The 14,855-nt window shown below is 62.9% G+C and carries 11 protein-coding genes and 1 pseudogene; 3 read left to right on the top strand and 9 right to left on the bottom strand.

The features are described 5' to 3' along the window. The first annotated feature begins 57 nt into the window (after nt 1-57). A complete protein-coding gene (gene algB / locus CKW22_RS25735; protein ID WP_095065505.1) occupies nt 58-1,404 on the top strand; it encodes a sigma-54-dependent response regulator transcription factor AlgB in 1,347 nt (448 codons plus the stop codon). Continuing rightward, nucleotides 1,401-3,179: a KinB sensor domain-containing domain gene (locus tag CKW22_RS25730; RefSeq protein ID WP_095065503.1), complete on the top strand. Its 1,779-nt coding sequence runs from the start codon at nt 1,401-1,403 to the stop codon at nt 3,177-3,179. The genes algB and CKW22_RS25730 overlap by 4 nt, the downstream gene beginning before the upstream one ends. A gap of 15 nt (nt 3,180-3,194) precedes the next feature. On the opposite strand, the gene CKW22_RS25725 is transcribed toward CKW22_RS25730, so the two are convergent. The 8 genes and pseudogenes from CKW22_RS25725 to CKW22_RS25690 form a co-directional block, all read right to left on the bottom strand. Then, nucleotides 3,195-4,814 (bottom strand): EAL domain-containing protein, encoded by a 1,620-nt coding sequence (locus tag CKW22_RS25725; RefSeq protein WP_033702537.1) that lies wholly within the window; start codon nt 4,812-4,814, stop codon nt 3,195-3,197. Between the two features lie 72 nt (nt 4,815-4,886). After that, nucleotides 4,887-5,663: an N-acetylmuramoyl-L-alanine amidase gene (locus tag CKW22_RS25720; RefSeq protein ID WP_033702536.1), complete on the bottom strand. Its 777-nt coding sequence runs from the start codon at nt 5,661-5,663 to the stop codon at nt 4,887-4,889. Between the two features lie 79 nt (nt 5,664-5,742). Then, on the bottom strand, nt 5,743-6,135 hold the full coding sequence (locus CKW22_RS25715; protein WP_033702535.1) for a hypothetical protein: 393 nt from the start codon (nt 6,133-6,135) through the stop codon (nt 5,743-5,745). A gap of 100 nt (nt 6,136-6,235) precedes the next feature. Next, complete coding sequence (locus CKW22_RS25710) at nt 6,236-8,179, bottom strand: GGDEF domain-containing protein (RefSeq protein ID WP_095065501.1); 1,944 nt, start codon at nt 8,177-8,179, stop codon at nt 6,236-6,238. Between the two features lie 27 nt (nt 8,180-8,206). Further along, a pseudogene (locus tag CKW22_RS25705) lies at nt 8,207-9,039 on the bottom strand (endonuclease/exonuclease/phosphatase family protein). 33 nt (nt 9,040-9,072) lie between these two features. After that, a complete protein-coding gene (dsbA, locus tag CKW22_RS25700; RefSeq protein ID WP_033702532.1) occupies nt 9,073-9,705 on the bottom strand; it encodes a thiol:disulfide interchange protein DsbA in 633 nt (210 codons plus the stop codon). A gap of 204 nt (nt 9,706-9,909) precedes the next feature. Next, nucleotides 9,910-10,527, bottom strand: a complete 618-nt coding sequence (locus tag CKW22_RS25695) for a cytochrome c (RefSeq protein ID WP_033702531.1) — start codon at nt 10,525-10,527, stop codon at nt 9,910-9,912. 31 nt (nt 10,528-10,558) lie between these two features. Next, nucleotides 10,559-10,861: a cytochrome c5 family protein gene (locus CKW22_RS25690; protein ID WP_033702530.1), complete on the bottom strand. Its 303-nt coding sequence runs from the start codon at nt 10,859-10,861 to the stop codon at nt 10,559-10,561. A 201-nt stretch (nt 10,862-11,062) separates the two neighbouring features. Here CKW22_RS25690 and yihA point away from each other — a divergent pair, with 201 nt between their 5' ends. Further along, nucleotides 11,063-11,695 carry a ribosome biogenesis GTP-binding protein YihA/YsxC gene (gene yihA, locus CKW22_RS25685; protein WP_033702529.1) on the top strand — a complete coding sequence of 211 codons (633 nt, stop codon included), beginning with the start codon at nt 11,063-11,065 and terminating at the stop codon, nt 11,693-11,695. A 350-nt stretch (nt 11,696-12,045) separates the two neighbouring features. Here yihA and polA read toward each other — a convergent pair whose 3' ends face one another. Next, complete coding sequence (gene polA, locus CKW22_RS25680) at nt 12,046-14,796, bottom strand: DNA polymerase I (protein WP_033702528.1); 2,751 nt, start codon at nt 14,794-14,796, stop codon at nt 12,046-12,048. Nucleotides 14,797-14,855: the final 59 nt, after the last annotated feature.

Raw genomic sequence — 14,855 nt, 5'->3', positions numbered from 1 at the left:
GCAACTTGCCCGATTTTTCCCACACTAATTGAAGATCTATCCTAAGGAGCGCAGGAAATGGAATCAGCCCAGGACAAGCAAGGCCGCATTCTGCTGGTGGATGACGAGTCCGCGATCCTGCGCACCTTCCGCTACTGCCTCGAAGACGAAGGCTATAGCGTGGCCACCGCCAACAGCGCCGCGCAGGCCGATACCCTGCTGCAACGCCAGGTGTTCGACCTGTGCTTCCTCGACCTGCGCCTGGGCGAGGACAACGGCCTCGACGTGCTGGCCCAGATGCGTATCCAAGCCCCGTGGATGCGGGTGGTGATCGTGACCGCGCATTCGGCGATCGACACGGCGGTGGATGCCATCCAGGCCGGTGCCGCCGACTATCTGGTCAAACCCTGCAGCCCCGATCAACTGCGCCTGGCGACTGCCAAGCAGCTGGAAGTGCGCCAACTGTCGGCGCGCCTCGAAGCCCTTGAAGGCGAGGTGCGCAAGCCCAAGGACGGCCTCGACTCGCACAGCCCGGCCATGATGGCGGTGCTGGAAACCGCGCGTCAGGTGGCCACCACCGACGCCAACATCCTCATCCTGGGCGAGTCCGGCACCGGCAAGGGTGAACTGGCCCGTGCCATTCATGGCTGGAGCAAGCGAGCGCGCAAAGCCTGCGTCACCATCAACTGCCCGTCGCTGAATGCCGAGCTCATGGAAAGCGAGCTGTTCGGCCATACCCGCGGCGCCTTCACCGGCGCCAGCGAGAGCACCCTTGGCCGCGTCAGCCAGGCCGACGGGGGCACGCTCTTCCTCGATGAAATCGGCGACTTCCCGCTGACCTTGCAGCCAAAGTTGCTGCGCTTCATCCAGGACAAGGAGTACGAGCGTGTCGGCGACCCGGTCACCCGCCGGGCCGATGTGCGCATTCTCGCCGCCACCAACCTCAACCTTGAAGAGATGGTGCGCGAAAGCCGCTTCCGCGAAGACCTGCTGTACCGCCTCAACGTCATCACCTTGCACCTGCCGCCCCTGCGCGAACGCAGCGAAGACATCCTGACCCTGGCCGATCGTTTCCTGGCCCGCTTCGTCAAGGAATACTCCAGGCCGGCCCGTGGTTTCAGCGATGAGGCCAGGGCTGCCCTGCTCAACTACCGCTGGCCCGGCAACATTCGTGAACTGCGCAACGTCGTGGAGCGCGCCAGCATCATCTGCCCGCAGGAACGCGTGGAGATCAGCCACCTGGGCATGGGCGAACAACCGGCAGGCAACGCGCCCCGCGTGGGCGCGGCATTGAGCCTGGATGAGCTGGAGCGCGCGCACATCGGCGCCGTGCTGGCCGCCAGCGATACCCTCGACCAGGCCGCCAAGACCCTGGGCATCGATGCCTCGACCCTGTATCGCAAACGCAAGCAGTACAACCTATGAAGTGGCAGATGAAGCTGCGTACGCGGCTTTTCCTCAGCATTTCGGCGCTGGTCACAGTGGCCCTGCTGGGCCTGATGCTGGGGCTGGTCAGCGTGCTGCAGATGGCCACGGTGCAACAGCAGCTGGTACGGGACACCACCCACGCGCTGGAAGTGGGACTGAAACTGCGGCAAAACCTCGGCGAACAGCTGACCCTGATACTCGATGAGAACACCGCGCCGCAGAACCTGCGGCTGTTACAGGACAACTTCCAGGCGCTGCTCGACCAAGGGCTCGAACAAGGCGGTGAACGCACCGGTTTCAGTAAGGCCAGCAGCAATTACCAGACCTTCCTCCGGGCCTACCGCGACAGCCCAGCACCTGCGCGCAGCATGGGCAGCGACGAGCCACTGGGTGCAGCTTTCAACCAGCTACGCACCGACCTCATCGATTCGCACAAACAGGCGCTGGAACACATCACCCGCAGTGAAGAACGTACCCGTGATCGCGCCTTGCTGGTCAGCGGCGTGCTCGGCCTGATGGGCTTGGCGATACTGGTATTGGGCTTTGTCACCGCGCACAACATCGCGCGACGCTTCGGCCAACCGATCGAAGCCTTGGCCAAAGCGGCCGACCAACTCGGCAAGGGCAACTTCGACGTCACCCTGCCAGTCACCCAGGCCAGCGAGCTCAACCAGCTGACCCGTCGCTTCGGGCTGATGGCCGACGCCTTGCGCAAGCACCAGGCCACCAACGTCGATGAGCTGCTGGCCGGCCAGCAACGCCTGCAGGCCGTGCTCGACAGCATCGACGATGGCCTGCTGATCATTGACCGGCAGGGCCGCCTGGAACACCTCAACCCCGTGGCCCAACGCCAGCTGGGCTGGAACGACAGCCGCCTTGGCAGCACTCTGGCCGAAGCCTTGCAGCGCCCGGAGCTGGAGCAGCAACTGCGCCAAGTGCTGCGCGGTGGCAGCCTCGATCGCCCGCCAGACGACCTGAACATCGACGTCGATGAAGAAACCCGCCTGCTGACCTATAGCCTGACACCGGTCAGCCACCCTCAGGGGCCGATTCTGGGCGCGGTGATGGTGCTGCACGATGTGACCGAGCAGCGGGCCTTCGAGCGCGTGCGCAGCGAGTTCGTTCTGCGTGCCTCGCACGAACTGCGCACGCCGGTCACAGGCATGCACATGGCGTTCGGTCTGCTGCGTGAGCGGGTGAAGTTTCCACCCGAGGCGCGCGAGTACGACCTGCTTGAAACCATCGGCGAAGAAATGCAGCGCCTGACCCAGCTGATCAACGACCTGCTGAACTTCTCTCGTTACCAGAGCGGCTTGCAGAAACTCGAACTCGCCCCTTGCGCCATCGATGAGCTGCTGGAGCGCGCGCAGCTGCGTTTTGCCGAACAGGCCGCACACAAGCAGATCGAGCTGATCAAGGAACTGGAGCTGCCGCTATCTCGCATCCAGGCCGATGTCGCCCAGCTCGACCGGGTACTGGACAACCTGCTGCACAACGCCGTGCGCCATACCCCCAGTGGTGGCCGCATACGCCTGCACGCAAGGCGCCATGCCGAGCGTGTGATCATCAGCGTCGAGGACAACGGCGAGGGCATCGCCTATGGGCAGCAGGGGCGTATCTTCGAGCCCTTTGTGCAGGTGGGGCGCAAGAAGGGCGGTGCAGGGCTGGGCCTGGCGTTGTGCAAGGAGATCGTGCAACTGCACGGCGGCCGAATGGGCGTGTTTTCCCGCCCGGGGCAGGGCACCCAGTTCTACATGGCATTGCCGGTGTAGCCAGCGGGGCGGGCCTCAGGACTCATCGTTGGCCCGCCGCCCAGCCCCCTCGCGCCGGCCGCGGGTGACCAGTTCGGCAAACTGGCGGGCATTCAACGGGCGGGCGAACAACCAGCCCTGCCCATAGTTGACCCCTTCGCTGTAGAGCAGCACCGCCTGGTCTTCGCATTCGATGCCTTCGGCAATCACTCGCAGGTGCAGGTCATGCGCCATGCGGATGATGTGCGGGGCCACGCCACTGCTGGCGGCGTCATGCCCCAAGGCATCAATGAAGGCCTTGTCGATCTTCAGGCAGTCGACGGGCAAGGTCTGCAGATAGGCCAGGCTGCAATAACCCGTGCCGAAATCGTCGATCAACACCTGATGGCCCAACGCACGCAGGGCCTGCAGGTTGTCACGGGCTACCACCACGTCGATCAGGCCGCGCTCGGTGACCTCGAAAGCGATCTGGCTGGCCGAGACCCGGTGCTGAGCCAGCAACCGCGCCGCGACCCGGCCGATACGAGGGACCATCACGTCGCACGCTGCAAGGTTCACCGAGATGTACAGGTTGCGGTGCGAACGCAGCAACTGGCCAAGCTGTTCGAGCACACGTTGCAGGACAAAATCGGTGATCTGGCGGATTTGCCCGGTATTTTCGGCCAGGGGTATGAACAGGTCCGGGCTGGTCAGGGTGCCGTCAGGGCGGCGCCAGCGCACCAGGGCTTCGGCGCCGACACAGCGCCGGGTGTCGAGCTCGATGATCGGTTGGTACAGCACCTGCAACTCGCCTCGGCGCAGCGCGTTCTGCAACTCCGAGCTCATCGACCGGCGCTGCAGAATCAACTGCAGCACCAGCCAGCCGATGCAACAGGCGGCCAGCACGCTGCCGGGGAACAACAGCCAGAGCATGCCGTTCATGCGCAGGGGCAGGCTGGCACGCGGCGCGATCAGCACCAGTTGATAGTCCGGAGATTTGGTTGGCATGCGGTAGATGAGGCGGTCGCTCAGCTCCAGCAGCGACTTGTGGCTGGCCGTCCAGGCCGAGGGCGGGGGCCAGACCTGCGGTGGGCCCAGTACCGGGATTGCCCGGGTACCGTTGTCCAGCACAACCACCAGGCTGCCGCCGGGCGGCAGGTGGACCACATCGGTCAGGTGCCCGCGCGAGGTGGACACCACGAAATTGCCACGCCCTAGCATCAAGGCCGCCAGGTTTTCGTTGGGTTCGGTAGTGGTATTGAGCCAATAGCTGTAGGTCGGGCCCTTGATGTCGGGCGCCCGCAGGGGTTCGAACGCCCGCTCATCACCCCGGTTGGAGCAGGCGACATTGGCGTCCACGTAGGCCGCCTCATAAATGAAGCGCGAACTCAGGCCAACCTGCTGCAACGCCGCCAGCATCTGCGGGCTGCAACCTCGCAAGGGCTGCGCCTGCAAGATATCCACCCCTTCACGCAACTGGCCGAACACCTGTTCGAGGCGTTCGAGAAAGCGCTCTCCCCGGGCATTCATCTGTGCGCTCTCGCTTTGCTTCATCTGCTGCAGGGCAATGCCGATGCTGGCGGTTAGCAACAGCGCGGCGCTGGCCAGCGCCGCCAGTGAGGCCAGCATCCAGGGACGGTAAAAAATTTGGCGCAGCGTGGAGATGAGGGCTGACATCAAGGGCATCCAGTTGATTACTAAGGTATAGCAACTGGATCAGGAATCGCCCTCGCCGTTGGGCGCCTCAGCTCAACGCATGCGGTTGAGCACCTGCAGCATGGCGGCCGTTTGCGCGTCGGGCATGCCATCGAAGCGTTGTGGCCGGAAACGCATCTGGAACGCGGCGATCACATGCCGCGTGGCAACGTCCAGCTCACCGGTTTGCGCGATGGCGTAGCCGAACCGCGCCAGTTCCTGCTGATACCAGCCCACGCTGGGCGGGTTGACGCTGAAGAAGGCTTGTTGACGGGCGACGGCGTTAGCCTCGGGCCAGATACCGATGCCGGCATCAGCCAAACGCTTCCACGGGAACAACGGGCCCGGGTCGAGCTTGCGCAAAGGTGCGATATCGCTGTGGCCAACGATGTGCCGGGGGTCGATCTTGTTGCGCGTGACGATGTCCTTGAGCAGTGCGATCAAGGACTGCACCTGGGCTTCGCTGTAGGGGTGCCAGACCCGGCCATTGGGAGTGTCGGTGAACCCTGGGTTGACGATTTCGATGCCAATAGAGGTGGAGTTCAACCAAGTGCGCCCCTGCCATTGGCTGTCACCGGCATGCCAGGCACGGCGGCTTTCATCCACCAGCTGATAGACCGTGGCCGGGCCGTCGCCAATCAGGTAATGGCTGCTGACCTCGCCGTGGGTCAACAGCGCCAATGAGCGCTCAAGCGAGGCATTGGTGTAGTGCAGGACGATGAACTGGATACGGTTGTCCTGGTTGACCGAAGGGTGGCTGCGGTCGATGCGCAGGCCCGTCGAACAGCCGGTCAATATCATCAGTAAAAGCGTTGCTAAAAGGGTCTTCATCGAAAGGGCACGTCAACGTGAATAGATAAGTTAGCCACAGTATAACGAGCCCCTTTCAGACGGCGCGGCTCAAGCAGCCTCAACGCATGCACATCAGCATGAACGCCAGCGAATTGTCTCCACTGGCGCCGTTGACGTCTATCAGCTGGGTGTTAATGGTAACGCCCCCGTCAACACTCGGCATACCAACAACTTTGGCGTGGCCATGCAACAAGCGGGTCTGCGTGCTCCCATCAATCGGCGAAACAGAACAAAACCTGGGGTCCTGCTGAACGATGTGCTTGTTGAGGTGCATCTTGTACTGCGTGAAGTAGTTGGATTGCGGTGTCTTTTCTACTTTTTCGATCCATTTCGGCCAAGATCGCAGCACTTCACCCTCGGCGCTGATATGCGCCGTCCAGTGATCATCTGCGGCCATGGCACTGACATGGAATGTCAGGCTCACTATCAGTGGCAGCGTCCATCTGGTCATTTTCGACTCCTGAGTAAGTAGTTCAATCGACCGCTGCTGGTGATTCAGCATCACGGCAAGCCAGTCTCGAACACTTCTCAGCCCGCAACGCGGTACATATTTACCCCTGCTCCACTCGATTTCGCCCCAAATCCTTGGCCCGGTACAACGCGGTGTCGGCGCGCTTGAGCACCTGGTCGCCGCGCTCGCCCGAACGAAACGCGCCCAGCCCGATAGAGGCGGTGATCACCACGCGTTCACCCTTGAAGTGGAACGGGCACGCTTCGATGGTCGCACGCAGTACCTCGGCCATCTGGGCGGCGGCCGCTGGCGAGGTCTGCGGGAACAGCAGCACGAACTCCTCACCGCCGAAGCGCGCAATGAAATCGCGCCCTCGCAGGCGTTTGCGCAGCTGGTCGGCGACGATCTTCAACACCTTGTCCCCCGCCAGGTGCCCATAGTTGTCGTTGATGCGCTTGAAGTGGTCCAGGTCGAGGATCGCCATGGCCAGATGGCCGCCACTTTCATGCCAGTCGAGCATCTCGCGTTCCAGGTGCTCGCTCCAGGCCGCGCGATTGGGCAGGCCGGTCAGCGGGTCCAGCAACGCCTTTTGCCGCTGCTCTTCGAGGTGCTCGCGATAACCGAGCGCCTCGTGTTCCATGTTCGCCACCCGCTCGGACAGGCCTTGCAGGCGCCCGGCGAGCTCCTGCTCGCGACGATCACGCTCGTGCTTGTGTTCGTCCATGGTTACCAACAGGCCTTCGAGGCGGTTTTCCAGGATGTGCTTGAGGCTGTCCACATCGGCGGCACCTTGCACACTGCTCTGCAGCCCATCGACCTGCTTGCGCAGCTGGGTATCGAGCGCCTGGGCGGCGCTGCTGTTGTCGGCATGCCCGGCACTGGCTTCGTGCAGGTGACTCTGGAAGCTTTCCAGGCGCTCGTTGATCTGTTGCAGGTAGGTCTCGAATTCGTGCTGGCCGCTGTCGGTTATCGCCAACATCAGCACCGCTAGGTCATCCAGCACCGGGATCAGCTCATACCAATTCAGCCCACGCGCCACCCGCTCGCGCATTTCCTGGGCCTGCGCCTTGTGCCGTTCGGGCAGGCTGAGGTCGTCGAGCAGGCCGATAAGGGTCTGTTCGATGTGTGCGGCCACTTGGCTGTAGGGCGGCTCTACCGCATAGGGCAGGGCATAGGGGCCGTCTTCGCCGAAGGTGTCTTCGAGCGCCTGCGCAGGTTCTGCCTCAGCTGCGGGAGAGATGAGGGTAGTAGCCAGCTCGGGCGCCTCGTCCGGCAAGGACTCAGGTTGTGGCGTGGCCGGCGTGTCTGTGGTTTCGATCAGCGCCGGGCCCTCGGGCGCCTGTGCCTCAGTCAGCGGGGCTGGCAACGGCAGCAGGGCGTCCACATCGTCGGGCTGCGGGTCCTCGGCTGTGCGCTGTACGGGGGCTGCTGCCGGCTGCGGCACTGCGTCTGCCATCACGCCCGCAGGCGCTGCTGCCAGCGTAGCCTCGGCGTCGGCGTCAGCTTCGCCGGGTTGCTCGTTCTCGCGCCCGCCAAACAAACGCTGCAAAAAGCCCGGTCGCTCTTCCTCGGGCTTGCCCAGGGCAGAGAGTGCGCGGCCTTGCAGGCCACTCAGCTCGCCCAGCAGCGGGGGCAGTTCACGTGACTGGGCGACCCCACCATCGAGCTTCTTCGCCAGCTTTTTCAGCGGCCGCAAGATGTCGCTCGGCAACGGCAGGCCTTGCAGCTGGCTCACCAGCGATGTCAGCGCATCGCTGACCTGGTTCATGCGGGTTTCCCGGCGCTGCTCGGAGTCCAGCACCGCCTTTTCCAGGCGCGGGATCAGCCCGGCAAGGCCCGCGTCCATATTGTCGCTGCGGATGACCTCGCGCATTTCCTTCATGCACGCGTCCACCACCTTGTCGCTACCTTCGGCGGCCAGGGTGCTGCGCACGAGCCCGCGACGCAGCAGGTCGAGACGTGCGTCCCAACGGCGCTCAAGCTTCTCTTGCTGCTCGATGCTCTTAAGGTATTTCTCTTTCCAGCGCTCAGCGTCGTCAGTCATGCCCAGGTCCGCAAACGGTGATGGCAATTAGCTCAAAACCGGCAGCGTATCCACAGTCAATGCATCAGGCAATCGAATCTCGACGGCAACGGGAAGGTGATCGGAAATTGGCTGCGCCAACACCTCGACACGCTCAAGCGTAAGGGTTGGGCTGAGCAGGATATGGTCCAGGCAACGCTGCGGTCGCCAGCTGGGGAAGGTGGCCTCGACCTGAGGGGCAACCAGGCCCAGATCGCGCAGGGGCGAACGCTCCAGCAGGTCGGTGGCATGGGTGTTCATGTCACCCATCAACACCTGATGGCGGTAGCCGCCGATCAGCTCGCGAATATAGCTGAGCTGCAGGGCACGGGTCTTGGCGCCGAGTGCCAGGTGCATCATCACCACGATCAGCGCATCTTCACCTTCGCCGAAACGCACCAGGATTGCACCGCGACCGGACGGGCCGGGCAAAGGGTGGTCTTCAAGGTGTTGCGGCTTGAGACGGCTGAGCACGCCGTTGCTGTGCTGGGCAAAGCGCCCAAGGTTGCGATTGAGCTGCTGGTACCAATAGGGGAAGGCACCCAGGTGAGCCAGGTGTTCGACCTGGTTGATGTAGCCTGAGCGCAGGCTGCCACCATCGGCTTCTTGCAGGGCCACCAGGTCGAAGTCACCGAGCAGTTGGCCGATCTTCTGCAGGTTGCCGGCACGCCCGGTATGCGGCAGCAGGTGCTGCCAGCTGCGGGTCAGGTAGTGCCGGTAGCGCTCGGTGCTGATGCCGACCTGAATGTTGAAACTGAGCAGCCGCAGGCGACCATCCTCTGGCAGGCCCGGAGCCTGCAGGTGATGCTCGTTGACCTGCGGCTGGTGCAGGCCAATGCCACGCGTGGTTCTGAAGCGGGGCATGGGTACGCCGCTTACTTAGCGGCGCGCTCCTTGTCGATCAGCTGGTCGGCCACTTTCAGCACGCCTTCAGGCCCGCCTGCAGTGCCCAGGTCGAAGCGGTACTTGCCGTTGACGACCAAGCTCGGTACGCCGGTGATTTCGTACTTCTTCGACAGTTCTTTGGCCTGGTTGACCTGGCCTTTGATGGCGAAGGAGTTGAAGGTGGCGAGGAACTTGTCCTTGTCCACGCCTTGAGTGGCGAGGAAGTCGGCCATGTCCTCTGGGTCGGTCAGGCGTTTTTTCTGGTTCTGAATGGCATCGAACACTGCCGCGTGAACCTTGTGCTCGACGCCCATGGCTTCGAGGGTCAGGAACATCTGGCCGTGTGCGTCCCACGGGCCACCGAACATGGCGGGTACGCGCTTGAAGTTGACGTCCGCTGGCAGCTTTTCGGCCCACGGGTTGATGGTCGGCTCGAAGTGGTAGCAGTGAGGGCAGCCGTACCAGAACAGCTCGACCACTTCGATCTTGCCGGGCACGGAAACCGGAACAGGGTTGCTCAGCTCGATATAGGGCTTGCCGGCATCAGGCTCGGTGGCCTGAACGGCGGTCATACCGAATACGCTGGCGGCGACCAACGCAGCGCTGAGAATCAGTTTACGCATGCTTTACTCCTGAGCATTCATGGGTCGCCTCGACGCGACCTGTACCTGAGACAGGTCGGGCCAGGCCCGAGTTCTGTAGTGTAACGGCTGCGGACGCAAAAAAGGGCGGTCCGGCCGCCCTTTCATCTTTGCCTTACAACATTAACCGAATGTTAATGCGCCAATTTCTTCGCGGGTTCAGCCGCGAAGAAATCGACAACCACCTCAGTGCAGGCCCTGGATGTAGCTGGCCAACGCTTCGATATCGTGGTTGCTCAGCTTGCCCGCGATGGTGCGCATGGTCGTGGCGTCGCCATCGTTGGTACGCACGCCTTCACGGAACTCGGTCAGCTGCTTGGTCACGTACTGCGCGTGCTGCCCGCTCAGGTGCGGGAAGCCGGCCAAGGCGATACCTGCGCCGTTGGGCGAGTGGCAGCCGGTACAGGCAGGCAGGCCTTTTTCCAGGTCGCCGCCGTTGAACAGGGCACGGCCACGCTCGACCAGCTTGGGGTCGGCCGCCCCGACGCTGCCCTTCTGGCTGGCAAAGTACGCGGCGATATCGGCCAGGTCCTGGTCACTGAAGGCGGCCAGCATGCCGGTCATCTCCAGCACGGTGCGCTTGCCGGACTTGATATCGTGCAGTTGTTTTTCGAGGTAGCGCTGGCCCTGGCCTGCCAGTTTCGGGAAGTTCGGTGCCAGGCTATTGCCGTCGGGGTTGTGGCAGGCACCACAGACGGCCGTCTTGGCCTGGCCGGCGGCGGCATCGCCTTTGATAGGTTGCGCAGCAGTGGCCGCACCTGCGACACCCATGGTCAACAGCAGACTCACGACTAGTTTGTTCATCAGCTAATCCAACACGGCTAAGGGTGAAATGTTATGTATCGGGACTGCCGCTCATCCAAAGGATGACCAAACGGTAGTCCTCGGCACTGCAGTCCATGCACAATCCACGCGGCGGCATAGCCTTGAAACCCTGGGTCACATGCCTCACGAGTACATCCACACCTTGCGCCAGCCTTGGCTCCCACGCTGCCCGGTTACCCCGCTGGGGGGCCTGGGGCAACTGCCCGGCGTGACAGGCCGCACACGTGCGGTTGTACAACACCTCGGGATCCTGTGTAGCCTGTGCGCTGAAAAACGGCAGGAACATACCGACAGCAAGCAGCCATTTCGCCATGCGGAACGACCTTCAGGGTTGGGGGCCGCGCTGCGTTCTGATGCGCGAGCTATTGTTCGACACCCCATGCTCGCTCTCCTTCGCTGGGAGAATGAGCACACAAAAACTGGGGCATTATATACTTCCGCCATCCAAACGGAAACGACACCGCTTGCCAGGCTCGAGCCTTCAGAGTCAGGCAACACCCACATCGGATATCCCATGCAAGTCAAGAACCCCATCCTCGGCCTCTGCCAGAAAGCCACATTCGCCCTCAGCGCTGCCAAGGTCGAACAATGCCCGGACGACCAGGGTTACGAGGTGGCTTTCGCCGGCCGCTCCAACGCCGGCAAATCCAGCGCCCTCAATACCCTGACTCATGCCAGCCTGGCGCGCACCTCGAAAACCCCGGGGCGCACCCAGCTGTTGAATTTCTTCAGTCTGGACGATGAACGGCGTTTGGTCGACCTGCCGGGCTACGGTTATGCAAAAGTACCGATTCCGCTCAAGCAGCACTGGCAGCGCCACCTGGAAGCCTACCTGGGCAGCCGCGAGTGTCTGCGCGGGGTGATCTTGATGATGGACGTGCGCCATCCGATGACCGACTTCGACAAGATGATGCTCGACTGGGCCAAGGCCAGCGGCATGCCGATGCACATTCTACTGACCAAGGCCGACAAGCTGACCCACGGCGCGGGCAAGAACACCTTGCTCAAGGTGCAGTCCGAGATCCGCAAGGGGTGGGGCGACGCGGTGACCATCCAGTTGTTCTCGGCGCCCAAGCGCCTGGGGCTCGAAGAGGCCTACCGCGTACTGGCGGGCTGGATGGAACTGGAAGACAAGCCTGCGGAATAAAGGCTGATCACTGATCCTGGAGCCTTGCCGCAAGGCCGCTCCAGGGATCGTAGGGTGGTCAAATCCCAGGCAAAAAAAACCCCGGACTTCGTATGGGGAGGGGGAAGTTCGGGGTCCAAGTCCGGACCGCTAGGGCGGGGTCCAGATATCTGCCAACACTTAACACAACATAGGAGCATCGAAGGGCTTCACCAGCCATTCAGTTACTCTGAGTTCCGCTTCACCGGTTTAGTTCCGAAGCCTTGAAAACTATTTGCGATAGTTTCATGAAACCCCAGCACTAATGGCATCTAGCTATGCCAGGATCCGCGTCACTACGTCGCAGATCCTACACAGCTTTGCAGGCTCAATCAGTGAGCTTCGTCCCAATTCGCGCCAATTCCTGCTTCGACCAGCAACGGCACATCCAGCTGTGCGGCACGGCTCATGTGCAGGCGGATTTCATCTTTCACCTGCTCGACCAACTCCTCACGCACCTCCAGCACCAGTTCATCGTGCACCTGAAGGATCACCCGGGCATCCAGGCCGCTCTCGGTCAGCCAGTTGTCCACGTTGACCATCGCCCGCTTGATGATATCGGCCGCAGTACCCTGCATCGGGGCGTTGATCGCCGTCCGCTCGGCGCCTTTGCGCAGGGCCGGGTTCTTGGCGTTGATATCCGGCAAGTACAGCCGGCGGCCGAACAGGGTTTCGACGAAACCTTGCTCGGCCGCCTGGGCGCGGGTGCGCTCCATGTAAGCCAGCACGCCTGGGTAACGGGCGAAGTAACGGTCGATGTAGTCCTGGGATTGCTTGCGGTCGACGCCAATCTGCTTGGCCAGGCCAAAGGCACTCATGCCGTAGATCAGGCCGAAGTTGATGGCCTTGGCGCTGCGGCGCTGGTCGGTGGTGACATTTTCCAGCGCCACACCGAACACTTCGGCAGCAGTGGCGCGGTGCACGTCGAGGTTGTTGCGGAAGGCATGCAGCAAACCTTCGTCCTTGGCCAGGTGGGCCATGATGCGCAGTTCGATCTGCGAATAGTCCGCCGCCAGCAGCTTGTAACCGGGGCTGGCCACGAAGGCCTGACGGATACGCCGACCTTCGGCGGTGCGGATCGGGATGTTCTGCAGGTTCGGGTCGCTGGACGACAGGCGCCCGGTGGCGGCCACTGCCTGCTGATAAGAGGTGTGAATGCGCCCGGTGCGCGGGTTGATCTGCCCCGGCAGCTTGTCGGTGTAGGTGCTCTTGAGCTTGCTCAGGCTGCGGTACTGCATCAGTACCTCGGGCAGCGGGTAGCCTTGCTCGGCCAGCTCGTCGAGTACCGCCTCGGCGGTGGACGGCTGGCCCTTGGCAGTCTTGCTCAGCACCGGCATGCCCAGCTTGTCGTAGAGGATCGCCCCCAACTGCTTGGGCGAGCCGAGGTTGAACGTCTCGCCAGCCAGCTCATAGGCCTGGCGCTCCAGTTCAGCCATTTTCACGCCCAGTTCGCCGCTTTGCACGTGGAGCAGTTCGGCATCCACCAACGCGCCTTGGCGCTCGATTTTCGCCAGCACCGGCACCAGCGGCATCTCGATGTCCATCAGCACCGGTTGCACGCTTGGGGTCTTGGCCAGGCGCAGCTGCAGTGCCTGGTGCAGGCGCAGAGTGATGTCGGCATCTTCGGCAGCGTACGGGCCGGCCTTGTCCAGCGGGATCTGGTTGAAGGTCAGCTGTTTCGCGCCCTTGCCGGCAATCTGCTCGAAGGTGATGGTGGTGTGGTCGAGGTACTTCTGCGCCAGGCTGTCCATGTCGTGACGGGTGGCCGTGGAGTCCAGCACATAGGACTCGAGCATGGTGTCGTAGGCCACGCCGCGCATCTGGATGGCCGGGGCGCCGTTGGCCAGGATGTTGATATCGTACTTGGCGTTCTGCCCGACCTTGGCTTTGGCCGGGTCTTCCAGCAGGGGTTTGAGCGCCAGCAGCACGGCCTCGCGGTCCAGCTGGACCGGGGCGCCTTCGTAGTCGTGGGTCAGCGGTACATACGCCGCCTCATGCGGCTCGACCGCAAACGACAGGCCGACCAGCTGCGCCTGCTGGGCATCGAGGCCGGTGGTTTCGGTGTCGAACGCGAACAGCGGGGCCTGGCGCAGCTTGTCCAGCCAGGCATCGAAACGGGCCTGGTCGAGCACCGTCTCGTACTTGGGTTCGACCTTGGCCGCCGGCGCGTCCTCCGGCACGGTCACGGTCGCCCCGGCCCTGGCGGCTTCGCGCTGAACGTCGGCGACCCAGCTTTTGAATTCCATCTCGGTGTACAAGGCCAGCAGTGCATCACGGTCTGGCTCGCCGCAGACCAGCGCCTCGACTTCGATATCCAGCGGCACGTCGAGCTTGATGGTGGCCAGCTCATAGGACAGGAACGCCGCCTCACGGTGCTCTTCAAGCTTGGCCGGCAGGGTCTTGGCGCCGCGGATGCTCAGGGTCGGCACCTTGTCGAGGTTGTCGTAGACGTCGCGCAGGCCGCCACCAATACCTGTCAGCAGGCCGGCAGCGGTCTTCTCGCCCACGCCCGGCACGCCGGGGATGTTGTCGACCTTGTCGCCCATCAGGGCGAGGAAATCGATGATGTGCTCAGGGCCGACACCAAACTTTTCGTGCACCCCGGCAACATCCATCACGCTACCGGTCATGGTGTTGACCAGGGTGACATGCCCGTCCACCAGCTGCGCCATGTCCTTGTCGCCGGTCGAAATGATGACCGAGCGGCCCTGCGCCGCACTGCTGCGCGCCAAGGTGCCGATCACATCGTCGGCCTCCACGCCCTCGACGCACAGCAGCGGGTAGCCCAAGGCCTTGACGCTGGCATGCAACGGTTCGATCTGCACCCGCAGGTCGTCAGGCATGCTCGGGCGGTTGGCCTTGTACTCGGCGAACATGGCATCGCGGAAGGTACCGCCCTTGGCGTCGAACACCACCGCAAACAAGCTGTCGGGGTATTGCTTGCGCAGGCTCTTGAGCATGTTCAGCACACCCTTCACCGCGCCGGTAGGCATGCCCTTGGAGGTGGTCAGCGGCGGCAATGCGTGGAAAGCGCGGTAGAGGTAGGAGGAACCGTCCACCAGGACGAGGGGCGCTTGGCTCATGAGCAGAATCAACCTTTTCGGCGGGTCCGGAGCTAGAATAGCCGGATCAATGACGACAA

The sequence above is a fragment of the Pseudomonas sp. Irchel s3f19 genome (genome assembly GCF_900187555.1).
Classification (GTDB): domain Bacteria; phylum Pseudomonadota; class Gammaproteobacteria; order Pseudomonadales; family Pseudomonadaceae; genus Aquipseudomonas; species Aquipseudomonas capeferrum.
The sequence above is the reverse complement of the archived record's forward strand: the minus strand, read 5'-3'. Positions and strand labels throughout refer to the sequence as shown.

Coding starts and splice junctions, on each gene's coding strand:
- CKW22_RS25720 (WP_033702536.1), bottom strand. CDS start 5,663: ATGAAGACCCTTTTAGCAACGCTTTTACTGATGATATTGACCGGCTGT.
- yihA (WP_033702529.1), top strand. CDS start 11,063: ATGCAAGTCAAGAACCCCATCCTCGGCCTCTGCCAGAAAGCCACATTC.
- CKW22_RS25695 (WP_033702531.1), bottom strand. CDS start 10,527: ATGAACAAACTAGTCGTGAGTCTGCTGTTGACCATGGGTGTCGCAGGT.
- polA (WP_033702528.1), bottom strand. CDS start 14,796: ATGAGCCAAGCGCCCCTCGTCCTGGTGGACGGTTCCTCCTACCTCTAC.
- algB (WP_095065505.1), top strand. CDS start 58: ATGGAATCAGCCCAGGACAAGCAAGGCCGCATTCTGCTGGTGGATGAC.
- CKW22_RS25710 (WP_095065501.1), bottom strand. CDS start 8,179: ATGACTGACGACGCTGAGCGCTGGAAAGAGAAATACCTTAAGAGCATC.
- CKW22_RS25725 (WP_033702537.1), bottom strand. CDS start 4,814: ATGTCAGCCCTCATCTCCACGCTGCGCCAAATTTTTTACCGTCCCTGG.
- CKW22_RS25715 (WP_033702535.1), bottom strand. CDS start 6,135: ATGACCAGATGGACGCTGCCACTGATAGTGAGCCTGACATTCCATGTC.
- dsbA (WP_033702532.1), bottom strand. CDS start 9,705: ATGCGTAAACTGATTCTCAGCGCTGCGTTGGTCGCCGCCAGCGTATTC.
- CKW22_RS25690 (WP_033702530.1), bottom strand. CDS start 10,861: ATGGCGAAATGGCTGCTTGCTGTCGGTATGTTCCTGCCGTTTTTCAGC.
- CKW22_RS25730 (WP_095065503.1), top strand. CDS start 1,401: ATGAAGTGGCAGATGAAGCTGCGTACGCGGCTTTTCCTCAGCATTTCG.